Origin of the sequence: Stenotrophomonas sp. DR822, from assembly GCF_019793815.1 — a bacterium.
Taxonomy (GTDB): domain Bacteria; phylum Pseudomonadota; class Gammaproteobacteria; order Xanthomonadales; family Xanthomonadaceae; genus Stenotrophomonas; species Stenotrophomonas indicatrix.
This window is the reverse complement of the sequence record NZ_CP081826.1, coordinates 3,615,739-3,637,743: the sequence shown is the minus strand read 5'-3', so window position 1 is coordinate 3,637,743 and position 22,005 is coordinate 3,615,739. Positions and strand designations below refer to the sequence as shown.

Sequence of the window (22,005 nt, the reverse complement as noted above, 5' to 3'; positions counted from 1 at the left end):
CTCGAAAAATGAATCTACTCTAACAAAGCGCGCAAGCCGCGCCGGTTCAGGGTTGCCGCGGCGGATACAGCGGCGGCAGCCCAGTGTCGACGGCGCCGGTGGCACCCGACCAGTGCGGTCCGTCACGGAAGCTTTCGCGCAGGCGGGCCCGCAGCGCGCTGACATCCCCCATCCCGCCCCAGCGCGCCTGCTGCAACGCCTGCAGGGTCTGCCGCTGGGCCGGATCGGCCAGGCGCTCGATCACCTGTTCCAGGCGTTCAACGCCGGCCATCGAACACAGCAGCGCCTCTACCTGGTCGAAGCCCTCGCCATCGATCGCCCGGCGCAGCTCGGCCACGCTGGCACGCGAGGACGTTGCAGGGGCACTGGCTCCTGGCCGGGGAACCGGACGGGTGTGGGCGACGGCACGGCGGCCACGTCGCCATCCCCATGCCAGGGTCAACAGCCACAGCAGCGCCAGGCCTGCGGCGGCAGCCATCCACGGCCACGGCCGGGGACCTGCTGCGGTGGGTGCGAGAGAGGATGCAGCGGCGGGTGCGGCGTCTCCCGGCAACGCGGCATCGGTATCGATCGGTTGTGCCACCGGCGCGCCGGCCCGGCCTGCGGCCACGGCCAGTTCCAGATCCGGCAGGCTGGCCTGCAGGGCACTGCCACTGTCCACGTTCCACCAGGCCACGCGCGGCCCCGGCACACGCAGGGATCCAACCTGCCGCGGCACGATCGAGTAGCGACGGGTGATCTTCAGGCGTGGCGTGCTGCCGTTGAAGGTCTCCTCGTACTGGGCAGGTTCGGCGAACACCTGTGCGGCGTCGCCGAGGTCGGGCACGGGCAGATCGGTGAACTGGGCCCGGGTAGCGCCATTGGCGATCGCTTCGACCATCACGGTGGCCGCTTCGCCCGTGCGCGCACTGCTGGGTGCGGCGGTGTAGCGCAATTGCAGGCTGTGCAGGGGCAGCCACGGCTGCACGGCCTGAGCCGGTTGCGCCTGCACCTGCAGCGTGCGTTCGGCACCGACGGCATTCATGCGGCCATCGCCACCGCTCCCGAAGAAGTCATCGAAGAAGCCACCTGCACTGCGGCCGGTGAAGCGCGCGCCCGGCAGGCGCAACGCCCCGCTGCGCTCGGGGATCAGCAGGAAGCGACGTTCGACCACGTTGTAGCGCCGGCCGTTGACCTGGCGCACCTCGCTGCGATCCTCCCCCACCCGCTGCAGCGAAGCGCCACTGGGTGTGTCGAGCACCAGTTCGCCCGATGCCAGCTGCGAGGCGAAGTACAGCCTGACCACCACGCCCACGCTCTGCTGCACGTAGGGCGTCGGGTCATCCACCTCGGTTTCGATGAAGGCGGTGGCATTGCTCTGCGGGGTGGCCACCACGGCATCACTTACCTGCAGCACCAAGGGCACCGTGCGTGCTGCGCCTACCTGCAATGAAGGCACCTGCAGCGTACCGGTGCGGCGCGGCGTCAACGCAACCGTGTAGAGGTTGCGCTGCTGCACACCGCCATTGCTCCACTGCACCTGGCGGTTGCTGCTCTGCGCACTGAGCACGAAATCGGCATTCAACGGTGCATAGTCTGGCGCGCCCTGGTCGGTCTCGATGTGCAGGGTGACCGCATCACCGGCGGCGATGCTGTCCTGCTCCAGCCAGGCGCGCGTCTGCGCCATGGCCACCATCGGCAGCCACAGCAGCAGCATCGCCAGCACAGGCAAGGGCCACCGGATTTGCCTGCTCGCCATGCCTGTCATCGCCCTTCCCTCTTTCTACGTTCGCTTTCCAACTGGAACTTGGCCCGCAGCAGTGCCCCCGGATCATCCGGCACGCGCCGCATCCACGCCTCTACGGCCTGCTGTTCCTCACGCTGTTGCGGCGTGCCGCCATCGCCGCGCACTGCTGCCTTGCCGGCTTCGCCGGCACGCGCCTGCTGCAGGGCCTGCTGCATGCGCTGGCGCTGCTGGGCATCGGCCTGCGCCTGGGCCTGCGCATCGGCTGCCTGCGGCTCCTGCTTCGCCCCCTGCTGGCCGGAACCTGCAGATGCCGGGTTCTGCTGGCCCTTCTGGCTCTGCGGTTCCTGCTGGCCTTGTTGGCCTTGCTGGCCCTGCTGCTGATTCTGCTGGCCTTGCTGGCCTTGCTGGCCCTGCTGCTGATTCTGCTGACCTTGTTGGCCTTGCTGGCCCTGCTGGTTCTGCTGCTGTCCCTGCTGCGGCTTCTGCTGCCCCTTGCCCTGCCCCTGGCTGTTGTTCGACGACGACTTGCGCTTGCGCGCGGCGTCGACCACCGCACGGTTGGCGACGGCGTCCGCCATCTGCGGGTGGCGCGCCAAGGCCTTGTCGTAGGCGGCGATGGCACCGTCGTAGTCGCCCTGGCGGGCAAGCACATTGCCGAGGTTGTACCAGCCCGCATCGCTGTCGATGCCTTCGAACTGCTTGCGGGCAGTGGCGAAATCACCTTGACGGTACGCCTGCACACCCTCGGCCAGGCGTGCATGCTCACGCTGGTCGGCACGTTCCCACATCGTGCCCGCTGTCGGCGCAGCCATGGGCGCGCGCGGCTGTGCCTGCAACTGCCCGCTCAAGGGCAGAAGACCCACGGCCAGCACCGCCGCCAGCACCGCGCGGCGACGGAACGCCAGCAGTGCCAGCAGCATCACCGGCGGCAACAACCAGTAGCCTTCGTCCTGCCACTGCCGGGCCTGCCCGGGCCGCTGCAGCGCACCGCCGTCGCTGGCATCCAGCACGTCCAATGCCTTCAGGTCGCGATCATCGCTGGCGATGCGCTGGTAACGCCCGCCGCCTGCGGTGGCGACGGCGCGCAGGCTGGTTTCATCCAGCGCAGCCTGTGCGATCTGGCCTTGACCATCGCGATAAGCGGCGCCGGATGGTGTGCCCAGGCCCAGCACCGACACCTGCAGGCCGAGGCCACGCGCCTGCGTTGCGGCAAGCGCCGCTTCGCTGTCAGCCTGGTCGCTGACCAGGAGGATCTGGCCGCGCAGGGCACCGGTCTGCCGCAGCAACCTGACCGCCCAGTCGATGCCACGGTCGGCGCGCTGTCCATCACGCGGCATCACCTCCGGCGACAGCGCGTCCAGGTACAGTGCCACGTTGGCAGCGTCGTCGGTCAACGGCGCCACGGTATAGGCATCTTCGGCATACACCACCAGACCCACCTGGCCGCCCTGACGGGCGCGCAGCAGCGCACCGATCTTTGCCCGCGCCTGCAGCAGGCGCGAGGGTGGCAGGTCGGTCGCGGTGATGCGGCTGGAGAGATCCAGCACCACCACCAACGGCGCACTGGCCTGATAGATCGGCTGCGCCTGCTGCCGCCAGCTGGGGCCAGCCATCGCCAATGCCGCCAGGGTCCAGCCCAGCAGCAATGCCCATGGCAGGCGCGTGCGTCGCTTGCCCTCGCCCGCCAGCAGGTGCGACAGCAGGTGGGCATCGACCGCCTGCCGCCACGCATCGCTGCGCCGTTGCCGGTAGATGGCCATCGCCACGATCAGCGGCAGTGCCGCCAGCAACCACAAGCCGTCCGGCCGCAGGAAATGCAATGCACTCCAGTCGAACGCGCTCCAGTCGGGCATCTTCAGGAAAGTGGCGTTCATCGGCGACGTTCCGGCCAGGCCCACGCCAATGCGCCCAGCAGCAAGGCGACGGCCAGTGGCCATGCATAGCGCTCGTTGCGCGGACGCAGTGCCGGTCCCTTCGCTGCGATTGGCTCCAGCCTGTCCAGTTCGGCATAGATGCCAGCCAGCTGGTCGGTATCACGCGCACGGAAGAAGCGGCCGCCGGTCATCTCGGCGATCCTGCGCAGCGTTGCCTCATCCACCGGATCGCGGTCGGCGGCCACGGGAATGCCGAAGAATCGCGCACTACCGTCGCTGCCAAACGCCACGGTGTGCACGCGCACCCCTTCGGCACGCGCCAGCTCGGCTGCGCGCAGGGGTTCCAGCACACCGGCGTTGCTGACGCCGTCGGTCAGCAGGATCAGTACACGCTGCCCTTCGGGCTGGTTGCGCAGGCGTTTGACCGCCAGCGCGATGGCGTCACCAATGGCCGTCTCGCGCCCGGCAAGGCCAACCACGCTGTCGCGCAGTTGATCGCGCACGCTGGACAGATCCGCAGTCAACGGTGTGAGTGTGTAGGCACGATCACCGAACACCAGCAGGCCGACGCGATCGCCGGCACGACGGTCCAGGAAATCGGCCAGCACCGCCTTGGCGGCGGTCAAGCGCTCCACCGCCTGCGCACCAAGCACCATGTCCGGCTCGCTCATGCTGCCGGACACGTCCATTGCCAGCATCATCTGCCGGCCTTCCTGCGGCGGGGTAATCGCCTCACCCAGCTGCTGCGGACGCGCCATCGCCACGCACAGCGCCAGCCAGCCCAGCCACAGCAAGCCGCTGCGCAGCCAGGAAACGCCGACACGACCGCCGCCAGCCAGTGCTTCCAGTTCGGCAGCGGCGTAGGGCACGCGCAACGCAGCGCCCGGATCGGCACGCCGCTTCCATGCCAGCATCAGGATCGGCAACGGCAGTGCCAGCAGTGCCAGCGGCCAGGCCAGCTGCAGATCCGGCCAGGGCCAGTAGGCCGCAAGCGCGCTCATCGGCGGCGCTCCTGCAGCAATGCCAGGTAACGCGCCCGCGCCCACGCGCGCACGTCAGCCACGGCATCGGCATCCACGTGTGGACGATAAGCGCCCTCGGCCAGCAGGTTGCGCTGCGCGCGCGGCAGGGTGTCCTTGGGGTCGATATGCTGCCACCACGCGTCATCGCGTAGTGCCTCGCTACCCGGTCGCGCCTGACGCGCCGCACGCCGCAGCAGGCTGGCGATGGCCGCAAGTTCCGACGGCGCACCGTTCACTGCCGCAATCTCCTGATCGAACACGCGCATCCACTGCTGGCGGCGGCGGCGACGACGCCATGCCACCGCAGCAACGATGGCCAGCAACAGCAGAACCAATGCGATCAGCATCAGCCAGCCAGGTGCGGGGGGCCACCACGCTGGCGAGGGCGGCAACTGCACGTCGCGCAGTGGCAGGGAGGCACTCATGCCGGCACCTCCGTCGGTGCCGGTGCCAGCCAGGCGTCGCTGGCCGCATCGGTGGACAGCACCTGCACATCGACGCGACGCGCGGCAAGCTGGCTGCGCAGCTGCTGCAGCGGTTCAACGAAATGCGCCTGCCAGTGCGCCTGCACATCGCTGCGGCGCAGGTCCAGGCCGATGCGCTGCTGCGCGGCGAGAAACTGCAGGGGCGCCGTTGGCGGCTGCAACTCAAGCGGATCGACCAGCAGCAGCAGACTCAGGTCATGGTGCTGGGCCAACGCGCTCCAGCGCGCCGGCGGAATCCGGATCGCCTGCTGCGGATCGGCCAGTACCAGCATCCGGGCGCCGGGGCGCAGCACCCGACCGGCATGGTCCAGCGCGCGTTCCAGGCCAAGGTCATCGGCAGGTGGCTGCGCGTACCAGCGCGTGAGTGCATCGAGTACGCGCAGTACGCCGCGGGCACCGCCGGCCGGCGCGATCGGCGCCTCGCGATCACTACCGCGCAATGCACCGATGCGGTCGCCGCGGCGCTGTGCGGACCATGCCGCAACCGCGCCAGCGCGTGCTGCCTGCACCGACTTGAAGCGCACGCGGGTACCGAAGTACAGCGCAGGTGAAGTATCGGCAACGATCAGGGTGACCCGTTCGCGTTCTGCCTGGAACAATTTGGTGTGCGTGCGCCCGGTGCGCGCGGTGACGCGCCAGTCGATGTGGCGCGCGTCGTCGCCCGCCACGTATTCGCGCGATTCTGCATATTCCATGCCGCGTCCGCGCAGCGGCGAAGGCGCTTGCCCGGCGCTGCCCGCTCGCCCACGACGAGGCGGCGGCGGACGCTGTGCCAGGCGGCGCAAAGCCACCAGTTCAGCCAGCTGCGGCCGCAGGCCATCGCCTTCGCTGGCACCCGGAGCGGGTACGTTGGTCGTGCCGGTCATGCGCGCACTCAGGGTGCCGGTACCCGGGCCAGCAGTTCCTGCACCAGGCGCTCACCATCCCAGCCTTCGGCGATGGCTTCATAACTGGGCAGAACCCGATGGCGCAGCACATCGGCGGCCACGGCACGCACGTCGTCGGGGGTGACGAAATCACGCCCGGCCAACCATGCACGTGCGCGCGCGCACCGCTCCAGCGCGATGGAGCCACGCGGGCTGGCGCCCCACGCGATGCGGCGTGCCAGCGACGCGTCGTAGCGCGAGGGGTCACGCGATGCCAGTACCAGCTCGATCAGGTAGCGTTCCAGCGCGGGGGCCATGTGCAGCTCCAGCACCTCGCGGCGCGCATCGAAGACATCCTGCATCGGCAGTTTTTCCGGCGCCGCTGCGGCCTCGCCAAGCGCACCACGGGCACGCTCGCGGGCCAACCGCAGGATTTCCGATTCGGCCGCCTGGTCCGGATAACCAATGCGTACGTGCATCAGGAAACGATCCAGCTGCGCTTCCGGCAGCGGGAAGGTGCCTTCCTGCTCGATCGGGTTCTGCGTGGCCATCACCAGGAACAGCGACGGCAGCGCATAGGTGTGGCGGCCGACGGTGACCTGGCGCTCGCCCATGGCTTCCAGCAGCGCGGACTGCACCTTGGCCGGCGCGCGGTTGATTTCATCGGCCAGCAGGATCGGATGGAAGATCGGTCCGGGCACGAACTCGAAGCGGCCTTCCTGCGGGCGCCAGATCTCGGTGCCGGTCAGGTCCGACGGCAGCAGGTCCGGCGTGAACTGCACACGTGCGAAGTCTGCTTCCAGCCGCGCCGCCAAGGCCCGGATGGCCGTGGTCTTGGCCAGGCCCGGGGCACCTTCCACCAGCAGGTGGCCATCGGCCAGCAAGGCAATGAGCAGGCGTTCGACCAGCGCCGCCTGGCCGACGATCTCGGCCGACAGTGCATCGCGCAGATTGCTGAAGGCCGCATGCAGGCGCGAGGTGGTGGGGGCAGGCGGCGGAGAAATGGATTCGGGCATCGGCGGAGGCAGGTTCATGGGGGCCTTTGACCGGCGCAGGATGGCTCGGGTTCCCCACATCATCGCAGGCCGTCCGGCTACTGGCATCAAGAACGGCTGAACGGCCCCCGCGCATGGCCGATCCATTGGGCATGGAGTGGATCCCCCCATGCCCTATCCACGCATGGCGTGGATCTACTGGGGAGGCGAGGCGTGGATCCACTGGGTATGCGGTGGATCCATCGTCGATCTTTCCGCACAAACGACGCGGGGCCGCACGTGGCGGCCCCGGTCGGATGCAACAGATGCGATGCCTCAGTTCTGGCGGGCCACGCGCAGGACCTTCGGAGTCACGAACACCAGCAGTTCGGCCTTGTCCTTGTTGCGGCCACGCTTCTTGAACAGGTTGCCGAGGAATGGTACGTCGCCCAGGAACGGCACCTTGCTGACACTGTTGCGGTCGGTGAACTCATACACGCCACCGATCACCACGGTCTGGCCATCTTCCACCAGCACGGCGGTATTGACCTCGCGGCGGTTGATGTTCGGCACCTGGCCGTAGCCTTCCAGCACGATGTAGCTTTCGACCTCATCCTTCTTCACCGCCATGTTGAGGAACACGCGGTTGTCGTTGGTGATGGTCGGGGTGACCTTCAACTCGAGCACTACTTCCTTGAACTGCACGTTCGGGGTGGCCACGCCACCCGAACCACTGGCACTGATGGTGACGTAGCCGATTTCCTTACCCTGCTTGATCAACGCTTCGCGCTGATTGGTGGTGACCACGCGCGGGTTGGAGATCACTTCGCCACGCGACTCTTCCTGCATGGCCGACAGCTCGACATCCAGCAGGTAGCCAGCGTTGAGGATGGACAGTGCAAGCGAGCCCGGGTTGCTGGTGGCAGCCACCGGCAGGTTCCAGTTCAGGCCGCGGGTGATGGCCGACCCGACCGATACCGGCGGTGGGCCCACGCGACCACCGGCAATCCAATCGCGCTCGGCTTTGGCGTTGGTGTTGTCGGCGTCCACCTGCGACTGGCGGGTCTTGGCATTGGCGTCCAGGTTGCCGCTGAAGTACACGTTGTCGCGGCTGCCGCTGACACCGAACTTGGCGCCCAGTTCACGGGCAAACGTGTCGGTGGCAATGACGATGCGGCTTTCGATCAGCACCTGGTCGACCGGGCGATCGATCACGTTGATCAGCTCACGCATGCGCGCGATCTTCTTCGGGATATCGCTGATCATCAGCGTGTTGGTGCGTTCATCTGCCACGATTCGGCCACGCGAGGACAGGAACCCACTGTCTTCCTGCGACATCGAGCCACTGCCACCCTGGCCACCGCCACCGGCGTTGTTGCCGCCAATACCCTTGGCCTCGGTCAGCGCTTTGAAGATCTGCGTGGCACTGTGGTAGTTGATCTGGACGTAGTCGGTCACCAGGTCTTCGCGGTTCTCGATGGCGATGCGCGCGTCTTCCTTCTCCTGCTCGAACTTGGCCAGCTCGGACTGCGGCGCAACCCACACCACGCTGCCATCACGACGCTTGTCCAGGCCCTTGGCACGCAGCACGATATCCAGCGCCTGGTCCCACGGCACGTTGACCAGGCGCAGGGTCACATTGCCCTGCACCGAGTCGGAGGCCACCACGTTCAGATTCGACTCTTCGGCGATCAACTGCAGCACGGTGCGCACCGGCACGTCCTGGAAGTTGAAGGTCACCGGCTTGCCGGCGTAGCCGCGCTGCGGCACGCCCTTGGCAGCCTGGGTCACGCTGCCGGCAGTGACTGCACCAACGGCGGCCTGGGCCTGCCGCGGGCTGATCTCCACCACGTACTCGTTGCCACTCTGGTAGGCCAGCGACTCGACCGGACCGCCCGTGCTGAGCACCAGCTGGGTACCGGCCCCGGACGGCTTGGCATCGATGCGCTGCACCGGGGTAGCGAAGTCGGTGACGTTCATCGGCTTCTGCAGGTTGGCCGGCAGGCGTGCGTTGCCGACATCGACCACCACGCTGTTGCCCTGGCTGCGCAGGTCGGGCATGGCGCCCTGGCCGTCGAACTGCAGGATCAGGCGGCCCGCGCCGTCATCGCCACGCTTGAAATCGATGCGTGCGACCGACAGGCCTGCCGGTGCCGCGGCTGGCGTGGCCGCCAGCGCCGTGCCGGCCGGCTTTTCCGACGGTGCGGCGGCCAGCGCCGGAGCGCAGGCCAGCATCAACGCGACTCCCAGCGCGCTGATGCGGTTCAAGGTAGAGCGCCGGATGGGACGCAGCCCCTTGGCTTGGTGAAAGGTCATCGTGCTATCCCCAGTAAACGATCATTGATCTTCCAGCGCGAGCGTTGCTGGACGTTCCAGCCAGCCACCCGCGCCATCCGGCACCAGTTCGATCAGCTCCACGCGGTCTTCAAAGACCGCGGTGACCCGCCCGTCGCTCTGCCCCAGGTAACCGCCGGGACGCACCCGATAGGTCACCTTGTCCGGCCCCATCACCAGCGCCACGGTGCCGGCGCCTGTTCCGATGGTGCCGACCATGTCCAGCGCGTCCAGCGGGAAGCCTTCCATCGGCTCCTTGCGCCGGTTTGGATCTGGCCGCAGTCCCCCATTCCCCTGCTGCGGGTTGGTCCAGGCATCGGTAAACGGATCGCGCATGCCCTGCGCGGAGTATTCAAAGGTCTCGAACTGCTGCATCACCGGCAGCGGCTCCAGCGGCTGCGCCGGTCGCGCACGCTCGCTCTGAACCCACTTTTCCAGATTGGGTGCATCACCCGGCGTGCTGGTCACGCCACGACCGCAGGCGGCCAGCAGCAGCACCGTCAACACCATCCCACCACGTGCAAAGAAGGAACCGATCACTTCTTCTCCTCCTTGCCCGCTTCGGCCTTCTGCTGTTCGGCGACTTCGGCCTCATCCAGGTAACGGTAGGTCTTGACCGTGCCTGACAGTTCCAGCGCACCGGCGCGGATGTTGCCGCCGGTCTTGTCCTTCGGCTTGAGGTTGATGTCGTGCATGGTCAGGATCACCACCCGTGGCAACGAGGCCACGCCGCTGACGAAGGCGCCGAACTGGTGGTAACTGCCCACCATCCGCAGCTTGATCGGCTTCTCGGCGTAGAACTCCTTGATCTGCTCCTGTTCGGGCTCGAACAGCTCGTTGGCCAGGCCGCTGGACAGCGCGGTCTGCGAGATGTCGATGATCAGGTCCGGCATTTCGGTCTTGCTGGGCAGCTGCCGCAGCATCTGCTGCAGCACCTGCTCCATCTGTGCCAGCTGCTGCTTCAGCGGCTCCAGGTTGACCGCGCGCTCCTGTTCCTTGGTGAACTCGGCACGCAGCTGGGTTTCCCGCGACTCCAGGCCCGCCAGCTCCTCGCGCTTGCCGCTGATCAGCAGCATCCAGAGCACGAACATGATCACCACGGCAATCAGCGAGCAGAACACGATCTTCGCGTTCCTCGGCCAGTTGCCGATGTCGTTGAAGTCCAGGTTCTTGATGTCGACTTTCTTGCTCATGCGCGATCCCCCTGCAGCGGGGCGTGGAAGGCCTGCGGCGGCTGCGCCAGGCGGCTGCCCTCAGGCTTGGTGGCCGGTGCGGCCTGCGCGGGCTTGGCCGGCGCAGGCGTTGCCGCCGGTGCCGGGGCCTGTGCAGGAGCGGTCGCAGGCGTCGCTGCCGGTGCCGGTGTCGATCCCGGCGACGGTGCGGCGACAGCCGGCGCTGCGGCATCGGGCCCGGCGCTGAGCGGTGCGACCGTCGGCGCTGCCGGCGCGGTGCCGGCCACGCTGCCATCCGGGTTCAGGCCCGGCGTGGCGCCTGCTTCCTCGCTCTGCGCAGGCAGCTTGACCTTGACCTTGAACACGTACGGCAATGCCTTGATGTCGGCCACCGGGCCGGTCGCGCGCCCATCCTTGTCCTTCTCCGGCTCACGCGCCTCGATGATCGACAGCTCCGGATTGGTCATCCAGCCGGAAACCTCAAGGTTGCGCATGTACGCCGAGACACGGGCGTTGGACTGGGTGCGGCCCTCCAGGGTCAACACGTCGCCTTCCTGCTGCAGAGCGGTGAGCACCACACCATCGGGAATGGTGCGGACCAGCGCATCGAACAGGTGGACCATCTGCGAACGCTTGGCCTGCAGCTGCTCGATCACGGCCTTGCGGGCCAGCAGTCGATTCTTCTGCTCGTCGAGGCGGTCGATTTCCTTGTTCTGTTCCTTGACCTTGTCGATTTCGGTCTGCAGGTAGGAATTGCGGTCATTCTGCCCACTGACCTGCATGTCGTAGTAGAACCAGATCAACAGCGACAGCAGCAGGCCACCCAGGGCGGCCATGCCCAGCATGATGCCGAACTCGCGCTGGCGCTGCTTGCGCCGTTCGGCGCGCCAGGGCAATAGATTGATGCGTGCCATCAGTCAAAGCTCCTCAGCGCCAGACCGGTCGCGATCATCAGCGCGGGGGCGTCCTGGGCCAGCGCGTGCGCCTGCACCTTCGGCCCCAGGGTCATCTGTGCCAGCGGGTTGGCGACCACGGTCGGCACGCCCAGCTGTTCCTCGACCATCTCCGGCAGGCCTGCAAGGGCAGCACAGCCCCCAGCCAGCACGATGTGATCGACGCGGTTGAATTCGCTGCCGGCGTAGAAGAACTGCAGCAGGCGGCTGATCTGCTGGACCGTGGCTTCCTTGAACGGCTCCAGCACTTCCATCTCATAGCTTTCCGGCAGCCCGCCCTGGCGCTTGGCCAGACCGGCTTCCTCGTAGCTCAGGCCATAGCGGCGCATGATCTCGTCGGTCAGCTGCTTGCCGCCGAACACCTGTTCGCGGCTGTACAGGCTGCGGCCACCACGCAGCACGTTGAGGGTGGTCATGGTGGCGCCGATATCGACCAGCGCGACCACGCCCTCGGCCGACACCGGCAGCTCGCTGGCCACCAGGGCGAAGGCGTTCTCGACCGCGAAGGCCTCCACGTCCATCACCTTGGCCTGCAGGCCGCCCAGTTCCAGCGCCGACTGGCGCAGTTCGACGTTTTCCGAACGCGAGGCCGCCAGCAGCACCTGGACCATTTCCGGGTTGTTCGGGATCGCCCCGATCACCTCGAAGTCCAGGTTCACTTCCTCGATCGGGTACGGAATGTAGTTGACCGCTTCCAGCTCGATCTGGGCTTCCATGTCGTTCTCGTCCAGGTCGGCCGGCATCGGGATCACCTTGGTGATCACCGCCGAACCGGCCACGGCCGCAGCGGCCAGCTTGGCCTTGCTGCCGGAACGGTTCATCGCCCGGCGGATGGCCTCTCCCACGGCCTCCACTTCGACGATGTTCTTCTCCACCACCGCGTTCGGCGGCAGTGGTTCCACGGCATAGTGTTCCACACGGAAACGGTTGCCGCTGCGGGAAAGCTGCAAGAGCTTTACCGCAGTCGAACTGATGTCGACGCCAATGAGCGGCGACTGACTTTTTGGGATGAGCCCCACGGTTTCTCCCCTGCCGATGGGCACTTGGACGCAAGAGCTGCGTCCGCGCATTAATAACGTATTCTTAGCAAATGGCAACCGCCCTGCTGTGACATCCCTCACAGGATGAACACGCAGCCCCTGGCGTCCCCTTGCACTCCCCAGTGCCGGCCCCAGCCGCCACCTTGCGTAATCTATACTCTGCGACCACGAAATTCGCAATCGGAATCTGACACCGATGACCCGTCTCCGCCGCTGGCTGCGCTGGATCTTTCTTGTTGTCCTGGTCCTGGCGCTGGTCGGAGCGGCCGCCGTTGGCGGCCTGTACTACGCCGTTTCTTCCAAGCTTCCCGACGTGCAGACCCTGCGCGACGTGGAAATGCAGGAGCCGATGTACGTCTACGCTGCCGACGGCAAGCTCATGGCGGTGTTCGGCGAGACCCGGCGTACCCCCATCACCATGAAGGACGTGCCGGAGAAGCTGAAGCAGGCGTTCCTGGCCACCGAGGATGCCCGTTTCTACGAGCACGGTGGCGTGGACTACAAGGGCATCGGTCGCGCGGTGTGGCTGCTGGCCACCACCAACGACAAGCGCGTGCCCGGTGGCTCCACCATCACCCAGCAGGTGGCCCGCCAGTTCTTCCTCAGCTCCGAGTACAGCTATACCCGCAAGCTGGCCGAGATCCTGCTGGCGCGCAAGATCGAGTCCGAGCTGAGCAAGGACGAGATCTTCGAGCTGTACCTGAACAAGAGTTTCTTCGGCAACCGCGCCTACGGCGTGGCCGCCGCCGCCGAGTTCTACTACGGCAAGAAGCTGGGCGAACTGGACCTGGACGAGATGGCCTCGCTGGCCGGCATCCCCAAGTTCCCGTCCTCGGGCAACCCGATCTCCAACCCGGAGCGCGCCCGCCAGCGCCGTGACAACTATGTGCTGCAGCGTATGGCCGACCTGAAGTTCGTCAGCCAGGCCGAGGCCGATGCGGCCAAGGCCGTACCGATGCACGCCACCGCGCACGAGCCGCCGGTGCAGGTCGATGCCCCGTACGTGGCCGAGCTGGTGCGCCAGGAAATGATCGCCCGCTTTGGCGGCGACGTGGTCAACAAGGGCTACCACGTCACCACCACGATCGATTCGACCCTGCAGACCGCCGCCAACCTGTCGGTGCGCGACGGCCTGCTGCTGTACGACCACCGCCACGGCTGGCACGGCGTGGAGAAGCAGGTGCAGTTGGGCGCGGGCGATGATGCCGCCGCTCTGGCCGTGCACCTGCGCGGCATGTTCGGCCAGGCCGGCCTGCTGCCGGCGATCGTCGCCAGCACCGGCGCCGACGGCAGCGCCACCGTGGTGCTGGCCAACCGCAGCGAGATCGTGCTGCCGGCCGGCGCCGCCAAGTGGACCAACAAGAGCCCGGCCAAGCTGGTGCAGCGTGGCGACATCGTGCGCGTGCGCGCTGGCGCCAAAGAGGGCGAATGGCTGCTCGACCAGCTCCCGCGCGGCCAGTCCGCGCTGGTCTCACTGGACGCCCACAGCGGCGCACTGAAGGCGCTGGTCGGCGGCTTCAGCTTCTCCGGCAACAAGTTCAACCGTGCCACCCAGGCCCGTCGCCAGCCCGGTTCGAGCTTCAAGCCGTTCGTCTACGCGGCCGCCTTCGACAAGGGCTACAACCCGGCCTCGATCGTGCTCGACGCCCCGGTCGTGTTCCGCGACCGCCGCGGCAAGACCTGGGCACCGCAGAACGACGGCGGCGGCTTCCGCGGCCCGATGCGCCTGCGCGAAGCGCTGGTGCAGTCGCGCAACCTGGTCTCGGTGCGCCTGCTTGATGGCATGGGCGTGGACTACGCGCGAAAGTACATCAGCCAGTTCGGCTTTGCCGAATCCGAGCTGCCGCCGAACCTGTCGATGTCGCTGGGTACCGCCTCGCTGACCCCACTGTCGGTGGCCCGTGGCTATGCCGTGTTCGCCAACGGCGGCTCACGCGTGGACACCTGGCTGATCGACCAGGTCAACGACCGCGATGGCAACCTGGTGTTCAAGGAAAACCCGGCGCTGGCCTGCCGCGACTGCGCCGGCAGCAGCGACCAGCCGGTGAACCAGGTCGTGGACGGCTTCAACTTCGGCGCCCCGGCACCCAAGGTCGATGCCACGGCCGCTGCCAAGCCGGAAGCCAAGACCGAAACGCCGGCCGCGCCGGCCAACCCGGACGCGCGTACCGCACCGCGTGCGATCGACGCCCGCACCGCCTACCAGCTGGTGTCGATGATGCGCGACGTGGTCCAGCGCGGCACCGGCGCGCAGGCCAAGGTACTCGGCCGCGAAGACGTGGGTGGCAAGACCGGCTCCACCAACGACCACCGTGACGCCTGGTTCTCCGGCTTCGGCGGCCCGTACGTGACCACCGTGTGGGTGGGCCGCGACGACTTCCGCTCGCTGGGCTACCGCGAATACGGTGGCAAGGCGGCCCTGCCGATCTGGATCGACTACATGCGCACCGCGCTGAAGGACACCCCGATCGCACAGAACGAACCGCCGAGCGGGATGGTCCAGGCCACCCTCAACGGTGCGGTGGAGTGGGTGAAGGTGGAAGACATGGACCGCCTGACCGACTACGACCTCAACCTGCAGAGCACCCCGCAGGCCGACGCGGCCGCGTTCGATATCTTCTGAAGCCAAGCTGGGTGGGTGCCAACCGTTGGTTGGCACCGATGCATCCGTCGGGCCCCTCTTCCGGTAGCGCCGGGCCATGCCCGGCGAGCGTAGCGGCGCCGTTGCCTTCGCCCACGCAGATGTCACACGCCTGCGCTAGTCTGTGGCCAGGTCGCAACAGGGAGTCATCGCATGCACCGCGCTCACCAGCATGCTGCCAGCCAGACCCGCGAACGGCGTCATCGCCTCGCCCACGAAGCCGCCCGGCTGATGGCCGAAGGCGGAATCCGCGACTTCCACCAGGCCAAGCTCAAGGCTGCCAGCCGTCTTGGCATCCACGACGATGCTTCCCTGCCCCGCAACGTCGAGATCGAACAGGCCCTGCGCGAGTACCAGCGGCTGTTCTCCGGCCCACAACACGGCAGCGAGCTGCAGCGGCGGCGCGAATCCGCGTTGCGGGCGCTGGAATTCCTGCACGGGTTCTCGCCTCGCCTTGCTGGTCCGGTACTGGACGGCACCGCCGATGCCAACAGCCCCGTGCAGTTGCACCTGCACAGTGACGACCCGGAAGCCGTGCATCGCTTCCTGGACGAACACCGCATCCCCGCCGAATCACGTACCCGGCGTCTGCGGATGGACCGTGAGCGCAACCTGGATGTGCCGGTGTGGGTGTTCAGTGCCGAAGACCTGACCTTCGACCTGGCCGTGCTGCCCTACGATGCGTTGCGCCAGGCCCCGCTGTCGCCGGTGGATGAGAAACCCATGCGGCGGGCGTCGGCCACGCAGTTGCGGCAGCTGCTGGCCGAGATGGAAATCTCCGCCTACATCGGCGGCTGAACCTGGCAGAGCCGGGCCTGTGCCCGGCTCTGCGCCAAGAGCAGCCGGGCATGGCCCGGCGCTACGGGAAGACCAGTTGTTCCTGGGCAGGGGTCGCCAGCCGTGCCAGCCACGGCACCGCCGCACGGTACGGGTACTCGGCCATCATGCGCGCATGCATCTTCTGCAGGTCATCCAGGTTCCAGGCGTGCGCATACACATCCTGGAAGTCATCGGCCCAGCCACTGCGCACGCGCGTGCGTTCGCCATCAAGGTTCGGCACCAGGTACCACGGCACCTGCAGGATCTCGGCCAGCGCCTTGTTGCGTACCGCACTCTCGTACCCCGACCGCTGCAGCTGTTCGATGCGGAAACTCACGCGGCGGCAGGGAAAGGGCATGCAGGCACCGGTCGCGTTGATGTAGTCGGCGATGTCGGCGTACATGTCCGCCTGCAGCTTCATCGCCACCGGGTCCTGCAGGGTCTGCCGGACCCGCAGCGTGCGCTGGGTGCTGCCGCGGATCTCCGCAGCACTGTAGAAGGGATGACCCGGCGTGGTGCCACCGTGGCGCACCAGCACGATGCGATGGATCGCTTCGTCGGTCAGCACTTCCACCCGCACGGCCGCGGCCTGCGGATGGATGCGCGGCTGCGGCACGTTCACCACGCGCCAGAACCCCCACACCATCAACCCCATGCAGACCATCAGCACCAGGCAGGCCAGCGTCCACGTATCCATGTCGTGGGTGAAATAACGGATGCGGGCGCGCCACAGGTAGTAGCGCCGATAGGTCATGAAGCGGCTCATGAAGCGATACATTGCAACCTCCTCTGCAATGGCCCCGGCGCGGCGGGGCTCGTTACGCGCACCACACCGGGGCGCCATGGCTTACCAGCCGATGCCCACACCCACGCCCATGCTGCGTTCACCGCTGTTGGTGAACGCCCCATTCAGGCTGAAGGTGGCTGAGCCCTTGTCGTTGAGTACGCGCTGGTAGCCCACCGCCATGGCCGACTCGCCCTCGGCGTAGCCCACGCCCGCGCCAAGGCGGTTGTAGGTGGCCAGGCCCGCGGTGTTCATGGCCATGGCCGTCTGCGCACTGCTCATCGCCGCCATGCGGTTGAAGCGCTTGTCCATCTTGTCCAGGCGGCGCTCGAAGTTGCTGATCGCACCATCGGTGTACTCGTTGGCGCGGGCCAGCATCTTTTCCAACTCGGCGGTGTCGACCTGCGGCGTGGGCGCGGGCGAGTCATCCTTTTTCGCCTTCGGCTGCGGTGCAGGCGAAGCGCCCTCGCCCGCCGAAGCGACCTGCGGCGAACCGCTGGCTTCCGGGCTTGGCATGATCTCTTCGGTCGGCGCTGCTGACGCCGTGGCCATCGCACGCGCCTGCGGCTGGCCGTCCACGCGCTGCTCCAGGCCATCGATGCGACCGTTGAGCTGCTGCTGCACGGCATGCAACTGGCCACCGTTGACCGCCTCGCGGCTGCCGGCGGCGATCAGACCATTGGCGACGTTGGAGATGACCATGCCGTTGGCGCCGGCCAGGGTGAGCTGGGCGGTACCGTCGCTGCGGATGGACGGAGATTCCTGGAACACCGCGCGGAGCTGGGTTTCCACGCGATCGACGCGGGAGCCGGTGGTGACTACGGCCGAGTCGAGCGTGGCGAGGGCTTCGCTGATGGTGTTCTGCTGCTGGTCCTGGACGTTGAAGCCGGGCGTGGTGACGTTGCCGTTGGCGTCGATATTGCCGCCGAGAGTGGACAGTGCGCCACGGAGCTGGCCGATGGTGGCGGCGTCGTTGGTGTTGCGGCCGTTGGCTACGTTGACGAGGCGACGCTTCAGCCAGTCATTTCCGAAGGACACAGTGTCTACATCATTGGCGATGGATTGATAGCCGATGGCAACGGAATTACTGGCATTAGAACGGACCTCACTCCCTGCACCGAGAGCAGTGCCCCCTTTAGCAGCGACCTGCGTCCGGACACCCAAAGCGAAGCCTTCTTCCGCTTGTTCATGGACGTAGGAGGCGCGCCCCAAGGCTACCGAGTTCTTCCCTTCAGCCGTTGCCCATGCGCCTACGGCGACGCCGCCTTCTGAACGCAATGAAGCTTTTGCGTTCTTGCCAATAGCTATTCCACCTGGGCCCGCTTCAGCTGGATACTGCCCTTCCTCGGGCATCCAGCCAAATGCAGTGTTGCCGCTGTTGTCTTCGATAGAGTTCAGTCTCAGGTTTGTCGCATACAACTGGCTCCCACGCACCACATCCGAACTATCAGCGGAGAGGTGCGCATCGGCAACACCAGTCAGGCGTGCGCCGCCGAAGTCGATGAGGTTTCCATCTCTGGCCTCACTCAGCAGACTATTCTGATCCGAGCTCCAGGCGCGCTGCATTGCATCCAAGTCGCGTCTATTACGCTCAATCTTCTGCTCTGTGGCATGCAGCTGACTCCCAGTCACCGCATCACGACTACCCGCGGCAATACGCCCATCGGCAAGATTCGACAGAACCATGCCCTGCGCACCAGCCAGGTTCAGTCTGCCGATTCCATCTGCGCTGATTGATGGCGACTGTTGGAACGTCGCACGCAGCTGGCCTTCGACGCCATCTACACGACTATCGGACCTGAGCACTGCGCCATCGAGCACAGCCAAGGCGTCACCAACGTTGTTCTGCGTACTGCTCTGCACGCTATAGGTTGGAGCAATGACATTGCCCGCGGAATCGATACCAGCACCGCCACCGAATACGGCGATAGATTCGCTGAGCTGTACAATGGTGGCAGCGTTTTCACCTGAAATTCCCCGAGCGACATTCGTGACTCTGCGCTTCAGCGTTGAGCTTCCTATAGATACCACCTCGCCCTCTTCTGCAACTGAATTTGCACCTAGTGCAACCGAGTTCACGGCTGCAGCCCTCACCTCAGAATATGAGCCTAGGGCAACACCGGAATACTGAGACACCGAAGCCCCAGCACCGAGCGCAAATCCTCCTTCGGCTACTTCCTCGACAAGCGAGCCACGACCTAACGCGACCGAGTTCTTGCCCAACGCGCTCGAGTAGCTACCAACCGCAGTTCCTCCCTCGGTACGGATGGATGCCTGCGCACCATTGCCCAAAGCAACCCCGAACGAACCAGATTCCGCTTCCGCAGCTCCCGCTTCTTTGCCAAAATCAATCAAACGATCCTTCAATTCAAGCGCACCTATCCGAAAATTAGTCGCAAACAACTGCCCACCGTTCACCGCGTCGGTACTGGCCGCCGAGCTGACATCACCCGCCGCCACTCCCGATACGCGCGCACCTTCCATGTCCACAAGCAGGCGATCGGTACTGAACTTCACTACTCCATCCAGATCCGGATCGAAGTTGTCCACGTCGGTACGAAGCTGATCGATGTCGGCACGGTTGGTCGCAACGCGCTGGTCCTGTGCCGCCAGGGCCTGGGTATGCGCTGCCAGTTGCTGGCCGTGCAGTGCCAGCGACTGGCCCTGCGAGGAAACAGTCTGGTTGGTGGCATGAAGCTGCTGTCCGGTCACGACGTCGGTGCTGGTGCTGCTCAGCACGCCATTGGCGACGTTGTTGATGCGCCGTTTCGCGCCATCCTTGTTGGCCACATCCACCACGGTACCGGCATTGTCTGCGCCCAGACGCATGTTGCCCGTCGCCGATAGCTGGCTGACAAGTCCACTCAATGCCGTGGCCCTGCCCAGCGCGTTGTCCGCAGTGGTCCTGGCCGCATTGGCCGTCGTCTGCGCGGCATTGGCGGTGGTCTGGGCCGTGGTCACGTTGCTGTTGGTCGCCGTAAGCTGCCGACCAGTGACAGCCTCGGTACTGCTGCTGCTCAGCGTCGCGTCGGCCACCCCGCTGATACTGCGGCTGGCATTGTTCTTGTTGCGCACGTCCAGTACGGCACCGGTGTTTTCACCTCCCAGGCGCACGGTGCCCGTGGCCGATGCCTGGCTCACCAGCCCAGCCAAGGCGTTGGCCTTCGTCAGCGCGCTGTCGGCTGCGGTCCTGGCCGCAGTGGCCGTCGTCTGCGCGGCATTGGCGGTGTTCTGGGCCGTGGTCACGTTGCTGTTGGTCGCCGTAAGTTGCCGACCGGTGACAGCCTCGGTACTGCTGCTGCTCAGCGTCGCGTCGGCCACCCCGCTGATACTGCGGCTGGCATTGTTCTTGTTGCGCACGTCCAGTACGGCACCGGTGTTTTCACCTCCCAGACGCACGTTGCCCGTGGCCGAAACCTGGCTCACCAGCCCGGCCAGGGCGTTGGCCTTCGTCAGCGCGCTGTCGGCTGCGGTCTTCGCCCCTGTGGCGGTCACCTGCGCGGTATTGGCCGCGTTCTGCGCAGTGGTCACGTTGATATTGGTAGCGTTGAGCTGCTGTCCAGTGACCGCATCGGTGCTGGTCGCGTTGAGCGCGCCGTTGCGGACCCCGTTGAGATACCGGGCAGCTCCACTTTTGTTGCTGATCGTCAATGTCGGACCAGTGTTCTCCGCGCCAATGCGAACTGTCCCACCCGTGCTTGTCTGGCTGATCAGGCCATTGGTCGTGGTGAGCAGCTGATACAGCTGCCGGCCGGTAACCGCATCGGTGCTGGCGGCATTCAGCTGTGCATCGCCCACATTGACGATGCGACGCTTGATGCTGCTGCTGCCAACCGAGACCGTATTGGATTCGCCTGCGATCGATCCCCGCCCGAGTGCGACGGTGCCGCTGGCCGAGGTGGCCGCACCATGGCCGATGGCCACGCCATCGTACTGAGCGCGGGCCTCACCTCCCAAGGCGATGGCGCCGGTCCAGCCATTGCTCCCGGCATAGGCGTCGCCACCGATGGCGATCCTCGATACGCCTGCCCCTGTATTTGTCCGTGAGCCGCTTCCAACCGCGATTGAATTTTCGGTGTAGGCCTGCGCGTCATGACCAACGGCGATTGTTCCGATGCCATCGCCGAGCGCGTGCGCACCAAACACCGAGGCATACCCTTGTTTCGAGATCGCCCCGTAACCCATCACCGCGTTCTTGTCGCCCTCGGCAGAGGTTCTATGCCCGAAACTGGTGGAGTAGCTGCCATCGGTCCACGCGCCCCCGCCCATGGAAAGATAGTAGGAACTGCGCAGCGTAGAAGTCGCATTTGTCGCATCTTCATGTCCCATGAACGGAGCGCACCGCACGAATCCGGTCTCATTCTCACCACAGCCATAGAAGATGGCGCCGGCGCTCGCGCTGCTGGAAACAGAACCAACCAGCACGGAAAGCAGCAAAGCACCTCGGGCACCTCCGGCGCTACGTCCCTTGCTGCGGGTCAGCTCACTTGCCACCACCCAGCACTGCCGTGCGGTGGACCAGAGTCGTCGATAGATCTTGTTCATGGATTCTCCTTAACAAGCGGAACAGAAGGAACCGCTGTGGCGCCAAGCCACAGCGGCGTGATGCACTCAGAGCGCGACGTTGTGCACGTGCTCGCGATAGCCATCGCGGGTCAGCCGATAGCGCAACTGCAGGGTGTGGCCCGGCTGCACGGGAAACGGCAGCTGCAGCGTGCTGCCGGGATACAGGCTCCGCGATACGTCATGCGCGGTGCAGCGCGCGCCATCGCAGTCAGCGATGCTGGTGACGCCAACGCGCAGCGTGCCGGTATTGCGCAGGTGGTTTCCCTCCACCTGCACGTCCATCGTGGACTGCGCGGGCAGTACATTGACCAGTGCGCCCCAGACCAGGCTGACCCCGACATTGGCCTGCGCCGTCTCACCCTCGCCTGCGGGGTCTGCGCCATCGGGCCCGCGCATGCCCTCGAAGTACACGCGGTATGCCGTTTCCTTTTCGACCGGCTGCAGCGGAATCACACGGATCAGCCGGTTGCCACCACCGGCCAGAGCGAACTTGCCCGGTGTGATGGCGATGGCCGCCTCATTCGGCTCCACCTCGACCTCCTGTTCACCTGCTCCCGCCGGGTCGACGATGCGCTTGATCGATGCCTGCACGTACTGCGGCTGAGTGGACTGCGAGTAGATACGTATCTGCGCGCCCTTCTTCGCGTCCACCGACGTACGCATGGGATGCACGGTGAGATTGGCGTGGGCAGGCAACGCCGTCAGCAGCGACAGCGGCAGCAGGCAGCGGACTAAGGACTTCATCGGGT

The 22,005-nt window shown here is 66.2% G+C and carries 16 protein-coding genes; 2 read left to right on the top strand and 14 right to left on the bottom strand.

Annotated elements, in window-relative coordinates; translation table 11 throughout:
* Positions 1-46: 46 nt before the first annotated feature.
* From K5K93_RS16605 to K5K93_RS16555, 11 genes are all read right to left on the bottom strand, one after another.
* Entirely contained in the window at positions 47-1,747 is a 1,701-nt protein-coding gene (locus tag K5K93_RS16605) for a BatD family protein (RefSeq protein ID WP_222388448.1), read from the bottom strand.
* Positions 1,744-3,579 carry a tetratricopeptide repeat protein gene (locus K5K93_RS16600; protein WP_222391109.1) on the bottom strand — a complete coding sequence of 612 codons (1,836 nt, stop codon included), beginning with the start codon at positions 3,577-3,579 and terminating at the stop codon, positions 1,744-1,746. The genes K5K93_RS16605 and K5K93_RS16600 overlap by 4 nt, the downstream gene beginning before the upstream one ends.
* 17 nt (positions 3,580-3,596) lie before the next feature.
* Positions 3,597-4,601 (bottom strand): VWA domain-containing protein, encoded by a 1,005-nt coding sequence (locus tag K5K93_RS16595; protein WP_105164578.1) that lies wholly within the window; start codon positions 4,599-4,601, stop codon positions 3,597-3,599.
* Positions 4,598-5,047: a DUF4381 family protein gene (locus K5K93_RS16590; RefSeq protein WP_222388447.1), complete on the bottom strand. Its 450-nt coding sequence runs from the start codon at positions 5,045-5,047 to the stop codon at positions 4,598-4,600. Before K5K93_RS16590 ends, K5K93_RS16595 begins: the two co-directional genes overlap by 4 nt.
* Entirely contained in the window at positions 5,044-5,973 is a 930-nt protein-coding gene (locus K5K93_RS16585) for a DUF58 domain-containing protein (protein ID WP_093817901.1), read from the bottom strand. Before K5K93_RS16585 ends, K5K93_RS16590 begins: the two co-directional genes overlap by 4 nt.
* Positions 5,974-5,981: 8 nt before the next feature.
* Positions 5,982-7,007, bottom strand: a complete 1,026-nt coding sequence (locus K5K93_RS16580) for a MoxR family ATPase (RefSeq protein WP_222388446.1) — start codon at positions 7,005-7,007, stop codon at positions 5,982-5,984.
* A 276-nt stretch (positions 7,008-7,283) separates the two neighbouring features.
* Entirely contained in the window at positions 7,284-9,263 is a 1,980-nt protein-coding gene (locus K5K93_RS16575) for a type IV pilus secretin PilQ family protein (protein WP_140227851.1), read from the bottom strand.
* Positions 9,264-9,284: 21 nt separating this feature from the next.
* Positions 9,285-9,791 (bottom strand): pilus assembly protein PilP, encoded by a 507-nt coding sequence (locus K5K93_RS16570; protein WP_093818210.1) that lies wholly within the window; start codon positions 9,789-9,791, stop codon positions 9,285-9,287.
* A 26-nt stretch (positions 9,792-9,817) separates the two neighbouring features.
* Positions 9,818-10,474, bottom strand: a complete 657-nt coding sequence (gene pilO, locus K5K93_RS16565) for a type 4a pilus biogenesis protein PilO (protein WP_093817904.1) — start codon at positions 10,472-10,474, stop codon at positions 9,818-9,820.
* Positions 10,471-11,367, bottom strand: a complete 897-nt coding sequence (locus K5K93_RS16560; RefSeq protein ID WP_222388445.1) for a PilN domain-containing protein — start codon at positions 11,365-11,367, stop codon at positions 10,471-10,473. The genes pilO and K5K93_RS16560 overlap by 4 nt, the downstream gene beginning before the upstream one ends.
* Positions 11,367-12,425, bottom strand: coding sequence for a pilus assembly protein PilM (locus tag K5K93_RS16555; RefSeq protein WP_032951624.1), 1,059 nt, complete (start codon positions 12,423-12,425; stop codon positions 11,367-11,369). The genes K5K93_RS16560 and K5K93_RS16555 overlap by 1 nt, the downstream gene beginning before the upstream one ends.
* 217 nt (positions 12,426-12,642) lie before the next feature.
* Here K5K93_RS16555 and K5K93_RS16550 point away from each other — a divergent pair, with 217 nt between their 5' ends.
* Positions 12,643-15,069, top strand: a complete 2,427-nt coding sequence (locus K5K93_RS16550) for a penicillin-binding protein 1A (protein ID WP_093817907.1) — start codon at positions 12,643-12,645, stop codon at positions 15,067-15,069.
* A gap of 171 nt (positions 15,070-15,240) precedes the next feature.
* On the top strand, positions 15,241-15,885 hold the full coding sequence (locus K5K93_RS16545; protein ID WP_222388443.1) for a hypothetical protein: 645 nt from the start codon (positions 15,241-15,243) through the stop codon (positions 15,883-15,885).
* A 61-nt stretch (positions 15,886-15,946) separates the two neighbouring features.
* Here K5K93_RS16545 and K5K93_RS16540 read toward each other — a convergent pair whose 3' ends face one another.
* The 3 genes from K5K93_RS16540 to K5K93_RS16530 all read right to left on the bottom strand — a co-directional run bounded on the left by K5K93_RS16540 (position 15,947) and on the right by K5K93_RS16530 (position 22,000).
* Positions 15,947-16,684 carry a hypothetical protein gene (locus tag K5K93_RS16540; RefSeq protein WP_222388442.1) on the bottom strand — a complete coding sequence of 246 codons (738 nt, stop codon included), beginning with the start codon at positions 16,682-16,684 and terminating at the stop codon, positions 15,947-15,949.
* Positions 16,685-16,753: 69 nt separating this feature from the next.
* Positions 16,754-21,235, bottom strand: a complete 4,482-nt coding sequence (locus K5K93_RS16535; RefSeq protein WP_222388441.1) for an ESPR-type extended signal peptide-containing protein — start codon at positions 21,233-21,235, stop codon at positions 16,754-16,756.
* Positions 21,236-21,301: 66 nt separating this feature from the next.
* Positions 21,302-22,000, bottom strand: a complete 699-nt coding sequence (locus tag K5K93_RS16530) for a pilus assembly protein (protein ID WP_222388440.1) — start codon at positions 21,998-22,000, stop codon at positions 21,302-21,304.
* Positions 22,001-22,005 lie beyond the last annotated feature (5 nt).